Source organism: Succinatimonas hippei YIT 12066, from assembly GCF_000188195.1.
Classification (GTDB): domain Bacteria; phylum Pseudomonadota; class Gammaproteobacteria; order Enterobacterales; family Succinivibrionaceae; genus Succinatimonas; species Succinatimonas hippei.
Genome location: NZ_GL830945.1, coordinates 30,473 through 46,182 on the forward strand (window position 1 = coordinate 30,473; position 15,710 = coordinate 46,182).

Annotated in this window: 15 protein-coding genes; 7 read left to right on the forward strand and 8 right to left on the reverse strand. The window is 39.2% G+C overall.

All coding sequences use genetic code 11. The features are described from left to right. Window positions 1-173: 173 nt before the first annotated feature. The 7 genes from HMPREF9444_RS00735 to HMPREF9444_RS00765 all read left to right on the forward strand — a co-directional run bounded on the left by HMPREF9444_RS00735 (window position 174) and on the right by HMPREF9444_RS00765 (window position 7,340). Entirely contained in the window at window positions 174-608 is a 435-nt protein-coding gene (locus tag HMPREF9444_RS00735; RefSeq protein WP_009142386.1) for a LexA family protein, read from the forward strand. A 128-nt stretch (window positions 609-736) separates the two neighbouring features. Beyond that, window positions 737-1,144: a dihydroxyacetone kinase phosphoryl donor subunit DhaM gene (gene dhaM / locus HMPREF9444_RS00740; RefSeq protein ID WP_009142387.1), complete on the forward strand. Its 408-nt coding sequence runs from the start codon at window positions 737-739 to the stop codon at window positions 1,142-1,144. Window positions 1,145-1,290: 146 nt separating this feature from the next. Further along, window positions 1,291-2,016, forward strand: coding sequence for an SIMPL domain-containing protein (locus HMPREF9444_RS00745; protein WP_009142388.1), 726 nt, complete (start codon window positions 1,291-1,293; stop codon window positions 2,014-2,016). A gap of 113 nt (window positions 2,017-2,129) precedes the next feature. Further along, a complete protein-coding gene (locus HMPREF9444_RS00750) occupies window positions 2,130-3,968 on the forward strand; it encodes a peptidase U32 family protein (RefSeq protein ID WP_009142389.1) in 1,839 nt (612 codons plus the stop codon). A gap of 33 nt (window positions 3,969-4,001) precedes the next feature. Beyond that, on the forward strand, window positions 4,002-6,083 hold the full coding sequence (locus tag HMPREF9444_RS00755) for an ATP-dependent DNA helicase (RefSeq protein ID WP_009142390.1): 2,082 nt from the start codon (window positions 4,002-4,004) through the stop codon (window positions 6,081-6,083). A gap of 88 nt (window positions 6,084-6,171) precedes the next feature. Continuing rightward, window positions 6,172-6,855: a tRNA (adenosine(37)-N6)-threonylcarbamoyltransferase complex dimerization subunit type 1 TsaB gene (gene tsaB, locus HMPREF9444_RS00760; protein WP_009142391.1), complete on the forward strand. Its 684-nt coding sequence runs from the start codon at window positions 6,172-6,174 to the stop codon at window positions 6,853-6,855. A 68-nt stretch (window positions 6,856-6,923) separates the two neighbouring features. Further along, window positions 6,924-7,340, forward strand: coding sequence for a hypothetical protein (locus tag HMPREF9444_RS00765; protein ID WP_009142392.1), 417 nt, complete (start codon window positions 6,924-6,926; stop codon window positions 7,338-7,340). On the opposite strand, the gene HMPREF9444_RS00770 is transcribed toward HMPREF9444_RS00765, so the two are convergent. Genes HMPREF9444_RS00770 through mrdA form a run of 8 tightly spaced genes read right to left on the reverse strand, consistent with a single transcriptional unit; the run spans window position 7,337 to window position 15,709 of the window. Then, on the reverse strand, window positions 7,337-8,221 hold the full coding sequence (locus tag HMPREF9444_RS00770) for a DNA adenine methylase (RefSeq protein WP_009142393.1): 885 nt from the start codon (window positions 8,219-8,221) through the stop codon (window positions 7,337-7,339). The genes HMPREF9444_RS00765 and HMPREF9444_RS00770 overlap by 4 nt on opposite strands. A 26-nt stretch (window positions 8,222-8,247) precedes the next feature. After that, complete coding sequence (locus tag HMPREF9444_RS00775; RefSeq protein ID WP_009142394.1) at window positions 8,248-8,991, reverse strand: SanA/YdcF family protein; 744 nt, start codon at window positions 8,989-8,991, stop codon at window positions 8,248-8,250. Between the two features lie 6 nt (window positions 8,992-8,997). After that, window positions 8,998-9,273: an HP0495 family protein gene (locus HMPREF9444_RS00780; RefSeq protein ID WP_009142395.1), complete on the reverse strand. Its 276-nt coding sequence runs from the start codon at window positions 9,271-9,273 to the stop codon at window positions 8,998-9,000. Further along, a complete protein-coding gene (locus tag HMPREF9444_RS00785; RefSeq protein ID WP_009142396.1) occupies window positions 9,263-10,552 on the reverse strand; it encodes a serine hydrolase in 1,290 nt (429 codons plus the stop codon). Before HMPREF9444_RS00785 ends, HMPREF9444_RS00780 begins: the two co-directional genes overlap by 11 nt. Window positions 10,553-10,564: 12 nt before the next feature. Further along, a complete protein-coding gene (locus HMPREF9444_RS00790) occupies window positions 10,565-11,488 on the reverse strand; it encodes a septal ring lytic transglycosylase RlpA family protein (RefSeq protein WP_009142397.1) in 924 nt (307 codons plus the stop codon). Window positions 11,489-11,495: 7 nt separating this feature from the next. Next, window positions 11,496-12,491 (reverse strand): lytic murein transglycosylase B, encoded by a 996-nt coding sequence (gene mltB, locus HMPREF9444_RS00795; protein WP_009142398.1) that lies wholly within the window; start codon window positions 12,489-12,491, stop codon window positions 11,496-11,498. Between the two features lie 59 nt (window positions 12,492-12,550). After that, window positions 12,551-13,696 (reverse strand): rod shape-determining protein RodA, encoded by a 1,146-nt coding sequence (gene rodA / locus HMPREF9444_RS00800; protein WP_009142399.1) that lies wholly within the window; start codon window positions 13,694-13,696, stop codon window positions 12,551-12,553. Between the two features lie 9 nt (window positions 13,697-13,705). Beyond that, window positions 13,706-15,709, reverse strand: a complete 2,004-nt coding sequence (gene mrdA / locus HMPREF9444_RS00805; protein WP_148514289.1) for a penicillin-binding protein 2 — start codon at window positions 15,707-15,709, stop codon at window positions 13,706-13,708. Window position 15,710: the final 1 nt, after the last annotated feature.

Consider the following 15,710-nt stretch of genomic DNA (forward strand, 5'->3'; position numbering starts at 1 on the left):
AGATATTTTTGATGTAGATCTAAGTCCGTACTATTTTATCTTGATTTAACATTTTTTTCAAGTTTAGAAGAACCAGATTTAGCGTTGGCGGACAATTTTTTTAAGCAGTATGACTTTGGCCTTTACGGTGAATTTCATATACTACGAAAGATAGAGATAATAAGAGAATTAATATGATGTCGGATGTTGAAATTTATGCTGTTATAAACAGTTCTTTATCAAATGAAAGTATTCCTTTATCTCTTGAAAATGTTGAAGCAGGTTTTCCTCTGCCCAACGGCGGCCAGATAGACAGGCGTTTAGACGTTAATTCTTATCTTCTTGATCATCCTAAAGCGACGATTGCCTTTACTGTAAGCGGAGAGTCCATGATTGACGCGGGGATTCTTCCCGGGGATTTGGTATTGGTCGATACCATGAAGGAAGCTTGCGACAAAGATGTTGTGGTTGCCTCAGTGGATAATGAATATACGATAAAAGAACTCAGAATCGGTCCGCCGCTGCAGCTGTTGCCGAAAAACAAGGAGTATTCGCCGATTAAATTTGAAGACGGAATGGAGGTTAAAATTTTAGGTCCCGTTGTTTCGGTGATCAGAAAATATAAGTGAAAGAGCGCACGAATTTCGTATATAAATTTGCACAATTAAGATTTTTCTTTGAAAATCAGTTATTGTTATATGAAATTGATTAAAATAATAAAGGTAAACGACTTGCCTTAAGATAAGGAGTTTTTTTCATGATTGGAATTGTTGTTGTTTCACATAGCAGTAAGGTCGCAGAGGGTATTTGCGACATGGTACAACAGATTTCTTCTCGCGACGGTGAAAAGTTGCCGATTTATCCTGCAGGCGGTAATGCACAGGGCGGCTTAGGTACGGATCCTCAACGTGTTCTTGAAGCAATTAAAAAAGCAGATCAGGGTGAAGGCGTAGTTGTTTTAGCTGATTTGGGTTCTGCTGTTATCAGTTCTCAGGCTGCTATTTCCATGTTGGATGAGCCTTTGAGATCCCGCGTTAGAATTGCTGATGCTCCTGTTCTTGAAGGGGCAATCGGTGCCGGTGTTGAAGCGGCTTCTGATGATGTAAGTTCACTTGATCTGGTTGTTTCCACTGCTGAAGGTTCACGTCAGCTTCACAAGAAATAGTTCAGAGTTTTTCTATACTTTATCTTATTTTTTAAGAGCGGGAGTAGAAGTACTTCCGCTCTTATCGTTTAGTACCCTAATTTAAATCTAATTTTTATCCTTTATCTTTAGATTTGTGTTAAGTCGTTGTGTTTTAGGAGCAATAGATGAAAAAATCTTTACAGGCTTTGTCTTTATCTTTAGCTGCCGGTGCAATGCTTTTATCTACACAAGCGTTGGCTGACAGCAAGTGTTCCTTAAAAGACGGAAAAATTACCGTTCAGGGAACGGGTACGATGAAAGTAATGCCGGATGAGGCTGTGTTAAGCTTTTCTGTTACCGAAATTAAAGATAATGCAGCAGCGGCCAGAAATAGCGTTGAAGAACGCGTAACCGGATTTATAACAGCATTAAAGCCTTTAAATCTCGGTCAAAACCAGATTTTGGCCGATAACCTTACTGTTTTCCCTAAATACAGCTATAACGAAGGAAAATCAAAGCTTGAGGGGTACAGTGCATATCGTGTGGTTAAGGTAACAGTTGATAATCTTGAGCTTATTCCTAAGGTTACTGATTTGGCCTTGGAATCCGGTATTAATGAAGTTGCAGGTTTTGAGTATCAGGTAAAAGATCTTGAATCGGTTAAAAAAGAAGCAGCTAAACTTGCAATTAAGGATGCAAAAGAAAAAGCTCAGCTTTTAGCTGACGGCTTTGAAGTTAAAATTGCGCATCCTTGTGATTTGCAGTTTGTTGAAGCAGGCTCAATCATGCCTTATCGCAATCGTCTTATGATGGCAAAGGCAGCGTCGGATAATGCTGCGGTTGAGGCATCGTATGAAGTCCAGCCGATGACCGTTACTACTCAGGTCAATGCGGTTTTTTCCTTAAAGTAAGTGTTTAATTAGTATATGTGTTTTTTAGCGGCTGTGTATGACATCACGGCCGTTTTTCTTTTTTGTCTTTTTAGCGGATAATATCGCCATTCCCTTTTAATACTTAAAAAACGATGAGATCTATTGAATTATTAGCTCCTGCAAAAGATAAGGAAACGGCTATTGCTGCTGTTTTGGCCGGATGTGATGCTCTTTTTATCGGTGGTCCGGCATTCGGTGCCCGATTTGATGCTGCAAACAGTTTTACTGATTTAAAAGAAATCTGTGCATTTGCTCATCGTTTTAATGTCAAGGTTCATTTGACTTTGAATACTCTTTTATATGACGAAGAATTAAATAAAGCTCAGGAAATCTTAAATGAAGCGGGAAAATGCGGAGTTGATGCCGTAATTTTTCAAGATCCGGCTGTTTTGCAGCTTGATATCCCTCAAGGCGTAGAGTTGCATGCAAGTACTCAGTGCGATATTTCTACAAAAGAAAAATTAAAATTTTATGAAAATTTAAGCGTAAGTCAGGCAGTTTTAGCAAGAGAGTTGTCTTTAAAGGAAATCCGAGCCCTTCACGATTATTGTCCCAAGATAAGACTTGAAGCTTTTGTTGCCGGTGCTTTATGCGTCGGGCAATCAGGTATTTGTTATATATCTGAATTTATGACCGGAAGAAGCGCCAACCGCGGACAATGTGCTCATATATGCAGACTACCGATGGATCTTTATGATAAAGAAAATAAACCGGTTGCACACGGACACCTTTTATCGATGAAGGATAACTTTGCCGGGAATGATTTAAAGGATCTGATTGATGCCGGTGTAAGTTCTTTTAAAATTGAAGGAAGACTTAAAGATCGGGATTATGTGGTTAATATGACCGCAAAATTCAGAGAACTTTTAGATAAGCTAATTGCATCTTCTGACGGTACTTTATGCAGATCATCAAGCGGCATATGCAAACGAAACTTTATTCCTGATGAAAGACGTACATTCAACCGCGGCTTTACCGATAATCTTCTTTACGGAAATAATGATGATTTGGTTAATATAAAAAGTCCTAAATTTGAAGGAATGCCTATCGGTAAGGTAATTTCCGTAAATAGCAAAGGACAAAATACAAAGCTTTTAGTTAAACCGTTTAAAAATTTTAAAATTGTTAACGGAGACGGCTTTACATATTTTAAAAACGGAGAGTTAACCGGTTTTAGGTGTAATAAAGCAAGTGATAGTAATGGTAATGTTTTAATTGAGGTTCACGGAAAAGCCGATATCCCGACTAATTTAGTATTAAAAAGAAATATTGATACGGCATTTATTAAGTCGCTGCATGCAAAAGATGCAGTAGAACGCTATATGAAGCTTAAAGGAAAACTTTATCTGGAAAACAAAGGAGAAAACTGTAAGCTGATTTTGTGTTATGCAGATGAATTAGAGCGCAGCGGTAAGGCTGAATGCTCTTTTAAATCCGTATTAGGATCTATGGCTCTTGATCCTAAGAATATTTCAGATAAGTTGAAAAAATGTGCCGATCCTTATTTAAAGGTTGAAAGCATAGATTTTGTTTTTGATGATTTTAATTTGCTGACTTTGCCGATTTCAGCCGTTAATGAGTTAAGACGTCAGGCGCAAAATGATTATTTGTCAAAGATTGGTAAAGTAAATCCTGATTATAAGTTTACATTGCCGCATCCTTTGCCGCGTTATCCTTATGCAATAGATGAAAGATTAGTTTTAAATAATAGAGCTAAAGCTTTTTATTCTCAACTTTCAGCTAATGATTCAAAGTTAAAAAATATTGTAAAACAAAGCGTTATGACAAGTAGAAATTGTCTTATCCGTAATCATTGCTTATGTAGTAAAGATGGGGGAAAGACTTCAGGTTATACTTTGGTTATTGGAAAACACCGGTTTAAGATTGTTTGTGATTGCGTTGCCTGCAAAATGCATTTAATTGCCTTGTAGCTTTGTTTGTCTATAGAAATCAAGAGAAAATACATGCAAAAGTATGAGACAGCCGTTGAGTTTTTAGAGGATGATGATTTTGAAACTCAATCTTTGCCTGATTTAAGTGAAGTTTTTGACGCCGGCGGACTTTTAAGCGTAAAACTTAAAAATTATTTTCCTCGAGAGGGGCAAAAAGAAATGGCAAAGGCAGTTCAGGACGCTTTTGCCCGCGGTAAGATTCTAATTTCCGAAGCCGGTACCGGTACCGGTAAAACGTATGCTTATTTAATTCCGGCTTTGCTTGCAAGAAAAAAAGTCGTAATTTCAACCGGAACTAAAGCTCTTCAGGATCAGCTTATAAAATATGATGTTCCCAAGCTTTTAAGTCTTTTGAAACTTAAAACTCCCTATACGGTGTTAAAGGGTTTTAATAATTATTTATGCCGTAAAAAACTTGATGATATAAGGTATGGGAACGTTCTTGCACCTAAAACGTTAAATTATGTTAAAGCAATAGAAAGTGACGCGATAATTAATAAAGATAATGATAATGCTGATTTTGCGGAAATAAATTCCAAGCTGCCGCTTAAAATCACTGAACTTTTAACCTGCTCAAGAGCGCAGTGTGCCGGTAAAGACTGTCCTTATTATCCTGATGAGTGTTTTGCTTTAATGGCGCGGCGCCGATCTCAGAAAAGTCAGGTGGTAATTATCAATCATTCTTTATTTTTTGCTTCAAGGGAAATTGATAAAAACCCTAATAAATCAATGCATTTGCTGCCTGATTTTGATGCTTTGGTTTTTGATGAAGCTCATGCGATCCCTGATGCTTGCCGTTCATTTTATTCTTGCAGTGTTTCGCATCGCGGTTTTATGCAATTTACCGAAGATTTCCTTGCGGTTTTACGCGATATAGATTTTGAGGGAATAGAAGCATTTAATACTTTGTTCGTGAAGCTTAATACTGCTTCACGAGAATTGCTTGACATGCTGCGTCCGTATAAAGGGACAAATGACATTCGATTACTTAAATATTTAAACTTTACAGCCGATGCCGAGTATTCGGAGCTTAAAGTAAATCCGTTGTTTCGTAATAAGATGGGTGAGATTTATTTGGCACTTAAAGATATTGCAAAGTTAATTAAAAATAATGCCGAATCAAATCCTGATCGTTTTGAAAAGTTAACAGAAACGGTTAATGAAATGATGGATACCGTTGTTTCTGTAATGACATTTGATCGGAATAAAGACGGAACGAAAAAAGACAGCAATTATGTTGCTTTTAGTGAATGCAGTGAAAAGAATTATATTTTAACTATATCTCCGCTTGAAGTCGGCGGAGCACTTAAAAAAGAATTCAGTACGCTTTTGGAGAAAGGCACCGGCATCGTTATGACATCTGCAACTGTAAGTGTTAATAATGATTTTACGAAATTTATTTATGATGCCGGCTGTGCGGATTTAGCTCCTGAAACGTTAATCGTGCCGTCGATTTTTGATTATGCTAAAAACTCACGTCTTTTCGTGTCCGAATATTTTCCTGACAGTAATGATGATGCACGTATTGTAAAAATTATAAATATGCTTTTGCCGGCAATTGAAGAGGTTCGCGGCGGTGTATTTTTCTTGACAACGTCATATAAGGCACTAAAAGAAGCAGATTCAATTTTGCGCGAAAAACTTAAAGATAAGCGTCAAGTTTTATGCCAGGCATCAGGCAAATCAAATTTTGCGATGATGGACGAATTTAAAAAAGACGGAAATGCTGTTTTAATCGGTACTTCTTCTTTTTGGGAGGGAGTGGATGTCCCCGGAAAGGCTTTGTCTTTAGTTATTATTGATAAGCTTCCTTTTGCTCCGCCTAACGATCCTATTTATCAGGCCCGAGCAGAAAAGTGCCGATCTAAAGGTATTGAACCTTTTGTTAATATTTCATTGCCTGAAGCCGTAATTACTCTGCGTCAGGGAGTAGGCAGATTAATAAGACAGGAAAACGATACCGGTGCAATGGTTATATGCGATCCGCGCTTAATTGCACGTAATTACGGACGGTTATTTTTATCTTCATTACCGCCGATGCGTCGTTGCAAGGATATTTCGGATCTTATGAGTTTTTTAAAAGCTCAGAATTAAAATAAAAGCTTATTATTTTTTTTTAATTTTAAAGATTTTGCGTTATTCTAGCGCTTAAAGTTTTTAAACGGTTTCGGAGGATCTTTCAGTGCTTCTTGCTTTGGATACGGCTACGGAAAATTGTTCGGCAGCTTTGGAAAAAGACGGAAAAATATTTAGTGTCAGCGAAGTTGCGCAACAAAAGCATGCCGCGATTATTTTGCCGATGATTGACTCCTTGTTAAGCAGTGCACAAGCAAAACGCGAAGATTTGCAAGGAATTGTATTCGGCAGAGGGCCGGGTTCATTTACAGGAGTACGCATAGGTACGTCAATTGCTCAAGGATTAAGTCTCGGACTTAATATTAAAGCATTGGGCGTAAGTGATTTGAAAGCCCTTGCCTTTGAAGCTATAGGAGAAAAAGAGGGAAAGGTTGTGGCTTCAATTGATGCAAGAATGGGTGAAGTATATTTTTGCATTTATGAGAAAAAAGGCGTTGATTTAATTGAACTATGTGAAGAACAGGTAATAAAACCGGAAACGGCAGTTTCCTTATGTAAAGAAAAAGCTCCGGATGCTGTATATGCCGGTACGGGAGTGGCAATTCTAAAAGATCATGGTTTGGATCTTAATACTCAGGTGTCCGTTCTTTATCCCGATGCTAAGGCAATGTTAAAACTTGGAGCTCTATCTTTTTCAAGTGCCGCATGCGATCCGGCTGAAGCTTTACCGGTATATTTGCGTAATGAGGTAACTTGGAAAAAGGTTTCTGAACAAAAATTAAAAGTTTAAGCGGCTAATTTTTTGCTAATTACCGAGTTTGATACTATATATAAAGTATCAAATAAGAGGATTGTTTTATGCAAAGAAGCGGTTTATTTTTTATTATATGCGCGTTTTCCATAACCGCTCTTTGTGCATGCTCATCATCTGTTGATTTCAAACCGCAGTATGCAAGCGGAGCTGAACTTAATCCTAGGGTTCAAGGTGTTCCTGCCGTTTCGTTGATGGCTCCGAATGCAGCTTTGAAAGTTAAAAAAGCCGATAGTGATAAAAATTTATCCGGAAAGTTAAGTTCAAGTGAGCCCAAACCTGCCGTGGAACCTCCTGAGGCTAAGCAGCAGAAAGTAAAAGTAAAGCGGGTTTATGTGCCTTACTACTACGATGATTATTACTATCGTCCTTGGTTTCGTCCCTACATGGGGTGGCATTGGGGCAGTCCGTGGCGTCACAGATCACACTCTCATTTCGGGGTCGGTCTCGGCTTCGGTTTTTAATATTTAAGTTTTTTCTTGCGATTTTTTTTAATTCGGCCTGAAAGATCGTAATTTGTGATAATTATTTCCTTTATCTGACCGCGAGTGCTGCCGCTTGCGTTAATGCTGCGTGTAGCATTAATCATTTCCATTTCAAAATTTTTGTAAAGATTGATAATAAAAGGAGCTGTCGAGTTAGACAGCATAAATTTGATGCCGCGTTTATCAAGTTCTTTACAGAATTCAAAAAGCTCGTAGTCATTTTCTTCAGTCCACTGAACAGGCTGATATGACGTAAATGATTTTTCGGAAATAGGGAAATAGGGCGGGTCGAGATAAACGAAAGCATCGGAGTCTATATCGTCCAGTAAATCATAAAAATGGCCGCAGCGTATGTCGGTCGGGTTTTTGTGCATATAGCTGTTAGCCGCATCAAGAACCTCATCATCGCAAATTTTAGGATCTGTATATTTACCGAAGGGGGTATTAAAATAATTTTTGCTGTTTACTCGATAAAGTCCGTTAAAACAGGTTTTTATAAGATAAATAAAACGTGCGGCTCTTTTAATTTTAGGTAAATTCAAAAAGTCAGGATCACGATCTAATGCACGGATCTTCAAGAAAAAATCTTTGTCGTAAGGATAACTTCTTAAAAGTGTTTTTAATTCGTCAAGATTGTCTCGAATTTGAATATAGGTATTTATAAGCTCCTCATTAGTATCATTGATAATTGATTTAGGAGCATTTAAAGCAAAATATACGCATCCGCTGCCTACAAACGGTTCGACAAAACTTGAAATTTTGTCAGGCATAAAGAATAAAAGCTGATTTAAGGTACGGCGTTTTCCTCCGGCCCATTTAATAAAAGGTTTAACCATATCATTTTTATTTACGGTATACATTTGTGATCCTTTTTATTTTTAATTTTTTAAAGTTCAGCTTTTTTTGTATCTGGTGTTGTTGCGCCGTCATTTATTGGTTTTTCTGTCGACCCGATTTCGATCGGATCTCCTAAGAATGTCGGCTTAGTATGTAATATATACATGTCGATAACACATTTTATTCGGGCAAAGAATTCACGCAATTTAACTTTAAAATTACTGCCTTCGCTGTAAGGGTCGGATGCGTTAAAGCCGATAGCATCAATACCAAGGTGATTTGCAATGAACAACGCTCTTTCATTATGGAATTCTTGCGAAATTATCGTTACTTTGTTAAGCATGAATACCTTGTGGGCGCGAATAACTGAATCATTGGTTCTAAATCCGGCGTAATCGGCAACTATTCTATCTTGCGGAACTCCGGCCTTGAGTAAGGCTTGCATCATCTGGCGCGGTTCATTATATGAAGCGTGACGATTGTCGCCTGAAACTAAAATGTAATCGATTTTTTTATGACGGTATAAGTTCGCTGCCGCCATTATCCGGTTAGTAAAGTATTCGTTAGGTTGGCCAGGTGCAACGTTTGAAGATGTTCCCAGAAGTAAACCTACTTTGTTGTAAGGAACATCATCGTAACTGTCGTAAGTATTAAAAGCAAAGCTTGAGATTCTAAGGATACCGAGCAGTAAAAACATCGCAAACACGAGGATGGCGATTGATGCAAGATAAGCTAATATCTTGATAAAACGTCCGAATTCGTATTGAAAATCGGTTTGCGATGAACGGTACATAATAATTTAAAGAACGTGTTTTATAAAATCAATTTTTCCAAGATGCTGATACAGATCTTCAATGTTTTTAGCATTCAAAACCTGCACCGGAATCGTATAAGAAATGTATTTACCGTTAGAACTAACGCGCGGAGATGCAACAATTTCTTGTACGCTTCCGGGCACTATTTCTTCAATATGTTTTTTTACTTCATTTAAAGCATCTTTTTTAAGTGCATCGACAATAATGCGGAAATCGACGATGCACGGGAACTTTAAAAGTTCTGAGAACTTACTTGTCATTGCTGTCGTTACTCTCGCTGGTAAAGAACATGTAAGCTTTATCCCAAAGCTGGCTGAAGAATCCGCCTTCATTAACCGCTTCTTTTGCTACCAAAGGAGCGCGGGATAATGTTTTATCATTTAATTTGAATTCAATTATGCCAAGGTTATCGCCTTTAGCTATAGGTGCGGTGAAAACAGCTTTATTCAAACGATAGCTTATTTTTATATTAGAACTGCTGCCGCGCGGAATCATCATTCCTACATCTTCATTTACGGTTAAATCAACAGAATCGGTGTCACCTAAACGAACCTCGCGTTTTAAAATGCTTTGGCCTTGTTTGAAGGGAGTATAGAGTTCAAAGAATCTAAAACCGTAGGAAAGCATCTGTCTGCAGAAATCAGCTCGCTGTGACTCACTTTTTGCTCCGATAACAGAGGCAATAAGACGCATGTTGCCGGACGGGGCTGAAGCTACGAGATTATAACCTACTTGAGACAAGTGTCCGGTTTTGATGCCGTCGACATTTAGGGTTTTGTCCCATAAAAGACGATTACGATTTGACTGCTTGATGCCGTTGAAAGTAAATTCCTTTTGGGCATAAATTGAGTACTCTTCAGGTAAATCCCGAATAAGAGCCCGACCTAAAAGAGCCATGTCGTAGGCGGTAGAGTAATTGTCTTCAGAGAAAAGTCCGTGTACGTTTGAAAAATGGGTATGGTTAAGTCCGAGCTGTTTTGCATAGGTGTTCATTACACTGACAAAACCGGCTTCAGAACCGGCAAGATGAATTGCCATGGCTACGCATGCATCGTTGCCTGATTGGATGATTATGCCTTTATTTAAAGAGTCAACAGAAACGGTATCACCTACTTCAATAAACATTTTTGAAGAGTCGGAATAATTTTTTGACCAAGCTTCTTCCGTAATCATCACTTGATCGTCAGGTTTAAGTCGTCCGGCTTTGATTTCCATTCCGATAACATAAGAAGTCATCATTTTGGTAAGGGAGGCCGGCCAAATTTTCTTTTGTCCGTTGTGCTCAAATAAGACTTGACCTGAATGGTAATCCATGAGTACCCAAGACTCAGCATCAAAAGTCGGAGGAGACGGCAATACCAAAGGTGCCGATGCGGTATTTTGTACGCCTGATGCATTGGGAGCTGCTGCGGTCGGATTGTTTTTAAATTGAGCAAAGGGATCGGGAATGGCTTCTGCGCTTACTGCACAGGAAGATACGGTTAAAAGAAAAGCGCTTGCTGCAGCGATGATATTGTTGCGATTAAAAATATAGTTCACTTTATTTAAGTCCTAAATTTTTTTTACGAAACTGTCGTTATACCCTAAGTTTTTCATTTCTTCAACTGCATTTTCAAGATCCTCTTCAACAATAGGACCGGTACGTAATCTATAGTATCCCGATTCTTTATTGATAACGATAGGATACGAGGTTAAACCGCGCAGCCTGTCAGAGATTTCGGAAGCACGATCTGAGGATTGAGTTGAGAAAAACTGTACGTAAAAACCGCCGGAGAGAATGTTGCTGTTCTTGTCTTGAAGAATAGGGGCAAGTACATTTTCATCTGAATTTTCTACAGTATTTTGTGCAATGTAGGAAGATTGAGAAGAGTTTAAAATCGTTCCGTCAGGGCTTACCTTTACCAGTTCTATTCTTACTTTTCCCGTACCTTTTCTAACTATATCAAGATAACGGGCTGCACTTTCTGATAGGTCAATGATGCGATTGCCGTGAAAAGGTCCGCGATCGTTGACTCTGACGATAACTGATTTGGCATTATTTAAATTAGTAACTTTAAGGTAGGATGGCAACGGAAGGTTTTTGTGCGCTGCAGAAAAACCTTTTTGATTGTAGGTTTCACCGTTTGAGGTTTTATTTCCATGGAAACCGGGACCATACCATGAAGCGGTACCTATTTCCTCATAGGATTTGACATCGTTCCAGACTTTATAGCTTTTACCTAATACGGTGTAATTTTTGTTTCCTCCGCGGCTGTAGGGTTCGTATTTAACTTTGGCACCGGGAACTCCGGTTATATCTACAGGATCTTTTTGCGGATAGGGAATGGAGTTGTTCGGTCCTGTTCCGTAAACACCTCCTGATGATGATATCGCACCGTGGGTTTTATTGATGTCGCTTGAAGAGGAGCATCCGTTAAGGATAAAAATTGCGCTCAGCAAGGAGGCGACTAAAGTATAAGAAATTTTGTTTTTCATTTATTAATTATGGAATTCTGCTGTGTGGTTTTACCTTAATTCCGCGTTCAAGCAGGCGCTTATCGTGTTCTGCTCTTATGAAAACACTCAATTCATAAACGGCGCGAGCATAAAGCGGACTCTTGTTATATTTCATTATAACGTTAAAGTTGTGCAGACCTACGCCAAAACCAAGCTTATTATCTTTAAGTTCGAACTTAAATAAACGTACTTTTTCATCTGCAGGAATATTTACTTTGGTGGAAATGCCGTTTTCATACATTTCCCCAGCCGTAAGATTCCATTCCTTTTTCATTAATTCCGTAGGATCTTTTTTGGCAAGTGCCGGATAAAAAATGCCGTGGCCTTGATCCCAGCCGTGAGCTTTAAAGTAGTTGGCAACAGAGCCGATAGCATCTTCTATGTCATTAAACAAATTGATTTTACCGTCATTGTCAAAATCCACTGCATAGCTTAAGTAAGAGCTCGGCATGAATTGACCCATGCCCATGGCTCCTGCATAAGAGCCCAAGACGGATTTTAAATCCCAGTTTTCCCGATCGGCAAGGGCAACGAAGTTGGCAAATTCTTTTGAGAAATATTTTTCACGGGGAGGATACTTAAAGCCTAAAGTGTATAAGGCATCAAGTACGGACCAATTACCCATGTTTTTACCGTAGAAGGTTTCAACGCCGATGATGGCACAGACGATTTCGGGAGGAACTCCGGTTTTTGCTTCTGCATTTTTTAGCGTATCTTCATGTTTAAAATAAAAATCAACGCCGGCGTTAACTCTTGATTTGGTAATAAAAAGATTTCTGTATTCCCACCATTGTTTACTTTCATAAGGCCTTGTCATAGTCTCAATGATTTTAGGTTGGAATTGTGCAAGTGAAATCGCTTGTTCAAGGCGTTTTACACTAACGCCCGAATGTTTTGACAGTTCGTTAAGATCGGCTGAATATGCAGTGCACCAGGGTAGAGCCATACAGAGTAAAAATACAGATAATTTATTCTTAAACATGAAATTTTTTCCGAAAAAAACATTTAATAAAGGATACCATAGTAATAATTATTTTTCCTTTATTTAAAGCTTAATTCACGTTTGTGCGTTTGTACTGACATAATGATTCCGAAGCAAACGCTTAACGTGATCATTGCTGTTCCGCCATAACTTATAAGAGGAAGGGGCACCCCGACAACAGGCAGGATCCCGCTGACCATACCGATATTAACAAAGATATAGAAAACGAAAGTAAAGGATAAGGCGGCACATAGAATGCGTTCGAAATTACTTGAAGCGTTAAGAGTAATATAAAGGCATCTTGAAATAAGATAGGTATATAAAGCCATTAAAACTAAAAAGCCGATAAGTCCGGTTTCTTCGGCTAAAACGGCAAAAATGAAGTCCGTATGAGATTCGGGAAGAAAATCCAGCTGTGATTGACTGCCGTTTAACCATCCTTTGCCGTACAGTCCGCCGGAGCCGATGGCAATTTTTGATTGAATGATATGATATCCGGCACCTAAAGGATCGGATTCGGGATTTAGCAGGGTAAGAACTCGCTGCTTTTGATAGTCATGAAGTACGTAATTCCACATGATGGGAATTATGGCTATGCCGGCGATAACTCCGGTTGCAAGCCACCAGATACTAAGTCCGGCAACGAAAACACATAAAAAACCTGATACTAAAATTAAAATTGCTGTTCCTAAATCCGGCTGATGCAAAATAAGACCGACCGGAATCAAGATAATGACAAAAGCCCACAATACCGTTGAGGTCCTTGGCGGAATATCGTCACGGCTTAAAAAAGCAGCGATGGTAAGGGGCATTACCACTTTAAAAAGCTCTGACGGTTGAATGCGCATAAAACCGAGGTTAAGCCAACGCTGCGCACCTTTTGAAATATCGCCTACAAGTTCGACTAAAATCAGCAGAATTAATCCGCCTATATATAAATAAATTGTTGATTTGGCAAAAAGTCGCGGAGGAATTTGGGCAACGCAAACCATTACGCAAAAAGCAAGACCGGTTCTTATAATCTGCCGAAGAAGCATATCGGCATGCTGCCCTGACGCAGAATATAGAATAAACAAAGACAGCATTAAGGTTAAGATTTGTCCGAGCAGTAAAGGCAGGTCTATATGCAGATGCCATAAAAGCTTCTGCAGATTATTAAAACGGTGCGGTTTGTTGTCAATAATGACTTTTTTTTGCACGAACATTACAGCCTCTTATTGCATATTGGCGTAACCGCCTAGTCCGAATTTCATTCTTACCGGTGTTTTTTCACCCATATATCCGGGATAGAGCTCAAAGTATTTATCCATCATTTGACGGATAATCGGGGCACCTTTTGCCGATCCTCCGCCTTCATTTTCCAGGATCACAGCAGCTAAAACTCGAGGATGATAAAAAGGAGCAAAAGCAACAAATAAAGCATTATCCCGGTGTTCTACGCGTAATTTACGTGCATCATAACGCTCATCTTGCTTTATGGATACTACTTGAGCTGTTCCTGACTTACCTGCCGCTTTGTAGCTTGCATCATGAAAAGCTCGCCTTCCGGTACCCTCAGCTCCGTTGATTACAAGGTACATGCCGGTTCTTACTACATCAAAATAGCTGTCGCTTTTTACTTTTAATTTTTTTCCGGCTTCAGGATCTTTATAGCTGTTTTTTTCATTTTGCATCCTTATTTCTTTGAGAAAGTGCGGCGTAACAAAATGACCTTTGTTGGCAACTAACGCGTGCGCTTTTATAAGCTGCATCAAAGTAGTAGTCCAATATCCTTGTCCGATGCCGATAGGAACGGTGTCTCCCATGTGCCATGGTTGTTTAAAACGTTTTTGTTTCCATTCCCGTGACGGATTAACTCCAAGAGACTCTTCATGTATATCAATTCCGGTAGAACGGCCGAATCCGTATTTATCAAGATATTCATGAATAACGTTTATGCCGGCGCGGAAGGCCAAATCATAAAAATACGTATCGGCTGAAACTTCAATGGCTCGGTACAAATCAAGCCAGCCGTGTCCGGATGCTCTCCAGTCGCGGAAACGGTGGGTTGAGCCCGGAAGCATAAACGCCGATGCGCCGAAATAGGTAGAAGTGGGAGTTATAAGATTTTCATTAAGTCCCATAATTCCTAAAAGCGGCTTGATAGTTGATGCAGGGGCATATCCGCCTTGGGTGGCACGATTTATAAGCGGACGGTTAGGGTTGTTTAAAAGCTTTGAATATTCACGGCTGCGGATGCCGCGCACAAAAGGGTTTGGATCGTATGATGGATTTGAATAACAAGCTAAAAGTTCACCGTTGTTAGGATCCATAACAACAATTGCCCCGCGCATCGATCCTAAAAGCTGCTGCGCATAATACTGAAGTCTCACATCTAAAGTTAAAACCAGGTTTTTTCCCGGTATCGGTGGATTGTAGTTAAGGGTTCTTATTATCTGCCCGTGGCTGTCAACTTCCACTTCTCTGGTTCCGGTTATACCGTGAAGGATATCTTCGTAGTAACTTTCGACACCTAGTTTGCCGATTGCGCTGGTTCCTTCGTAATTATCGATTTTTCCTTCTTCGGTCAGGCGTTTGACATCGTTTTCATTTATTCGCGAGACATATCCTATTGCATGAGTCAATACGTCGGCAAAAGGATAGTTGCGCTTTAAAGATGAAGAGACCTGCACATTTGGAAATGCGTGACGATGAACTGAAAATGTGGCAATTTGATCTTCACTTAACATGTCGGAAATTTCAATGCCGGTAAAACGCTTACGCGTTGAGGCCATAAATATGATGCGTTTTATATCGGCATCCGAAAGACCGAGATCCATAAGAGAGTTGAGTTTTAAAACCGTTTCTTTGGTGTCGAACTCTTTAAGAGGATAAAGCATTAAATGGTAGACGGGAAGATTTTCAGCCAAAACCACCATATTTCTGTCATAGATCATACCGCGCTGCGGAATGACGGGTAACACGCGAATGCGGTTTTCATTAGAGCGGGTTTGATAGGTGCTGTGAGAGATAACCTGTAAATAATAGAGGTTGCCAAAAAGTATCAAACACAAAAATATGGAGCAAATTACGCCGAATAAAACGCGGTTTTTAAAAATGCGGTTTTCAAGTTCGGTATTGCGGATCCTTATATTTCCGCGCGCACGCGTTTTGCGCGGCTTTTCTTTTTTGGTAAAAAGCTGTCTTTCTTTAGAACGTGAGGATTTAAAACCGAACACT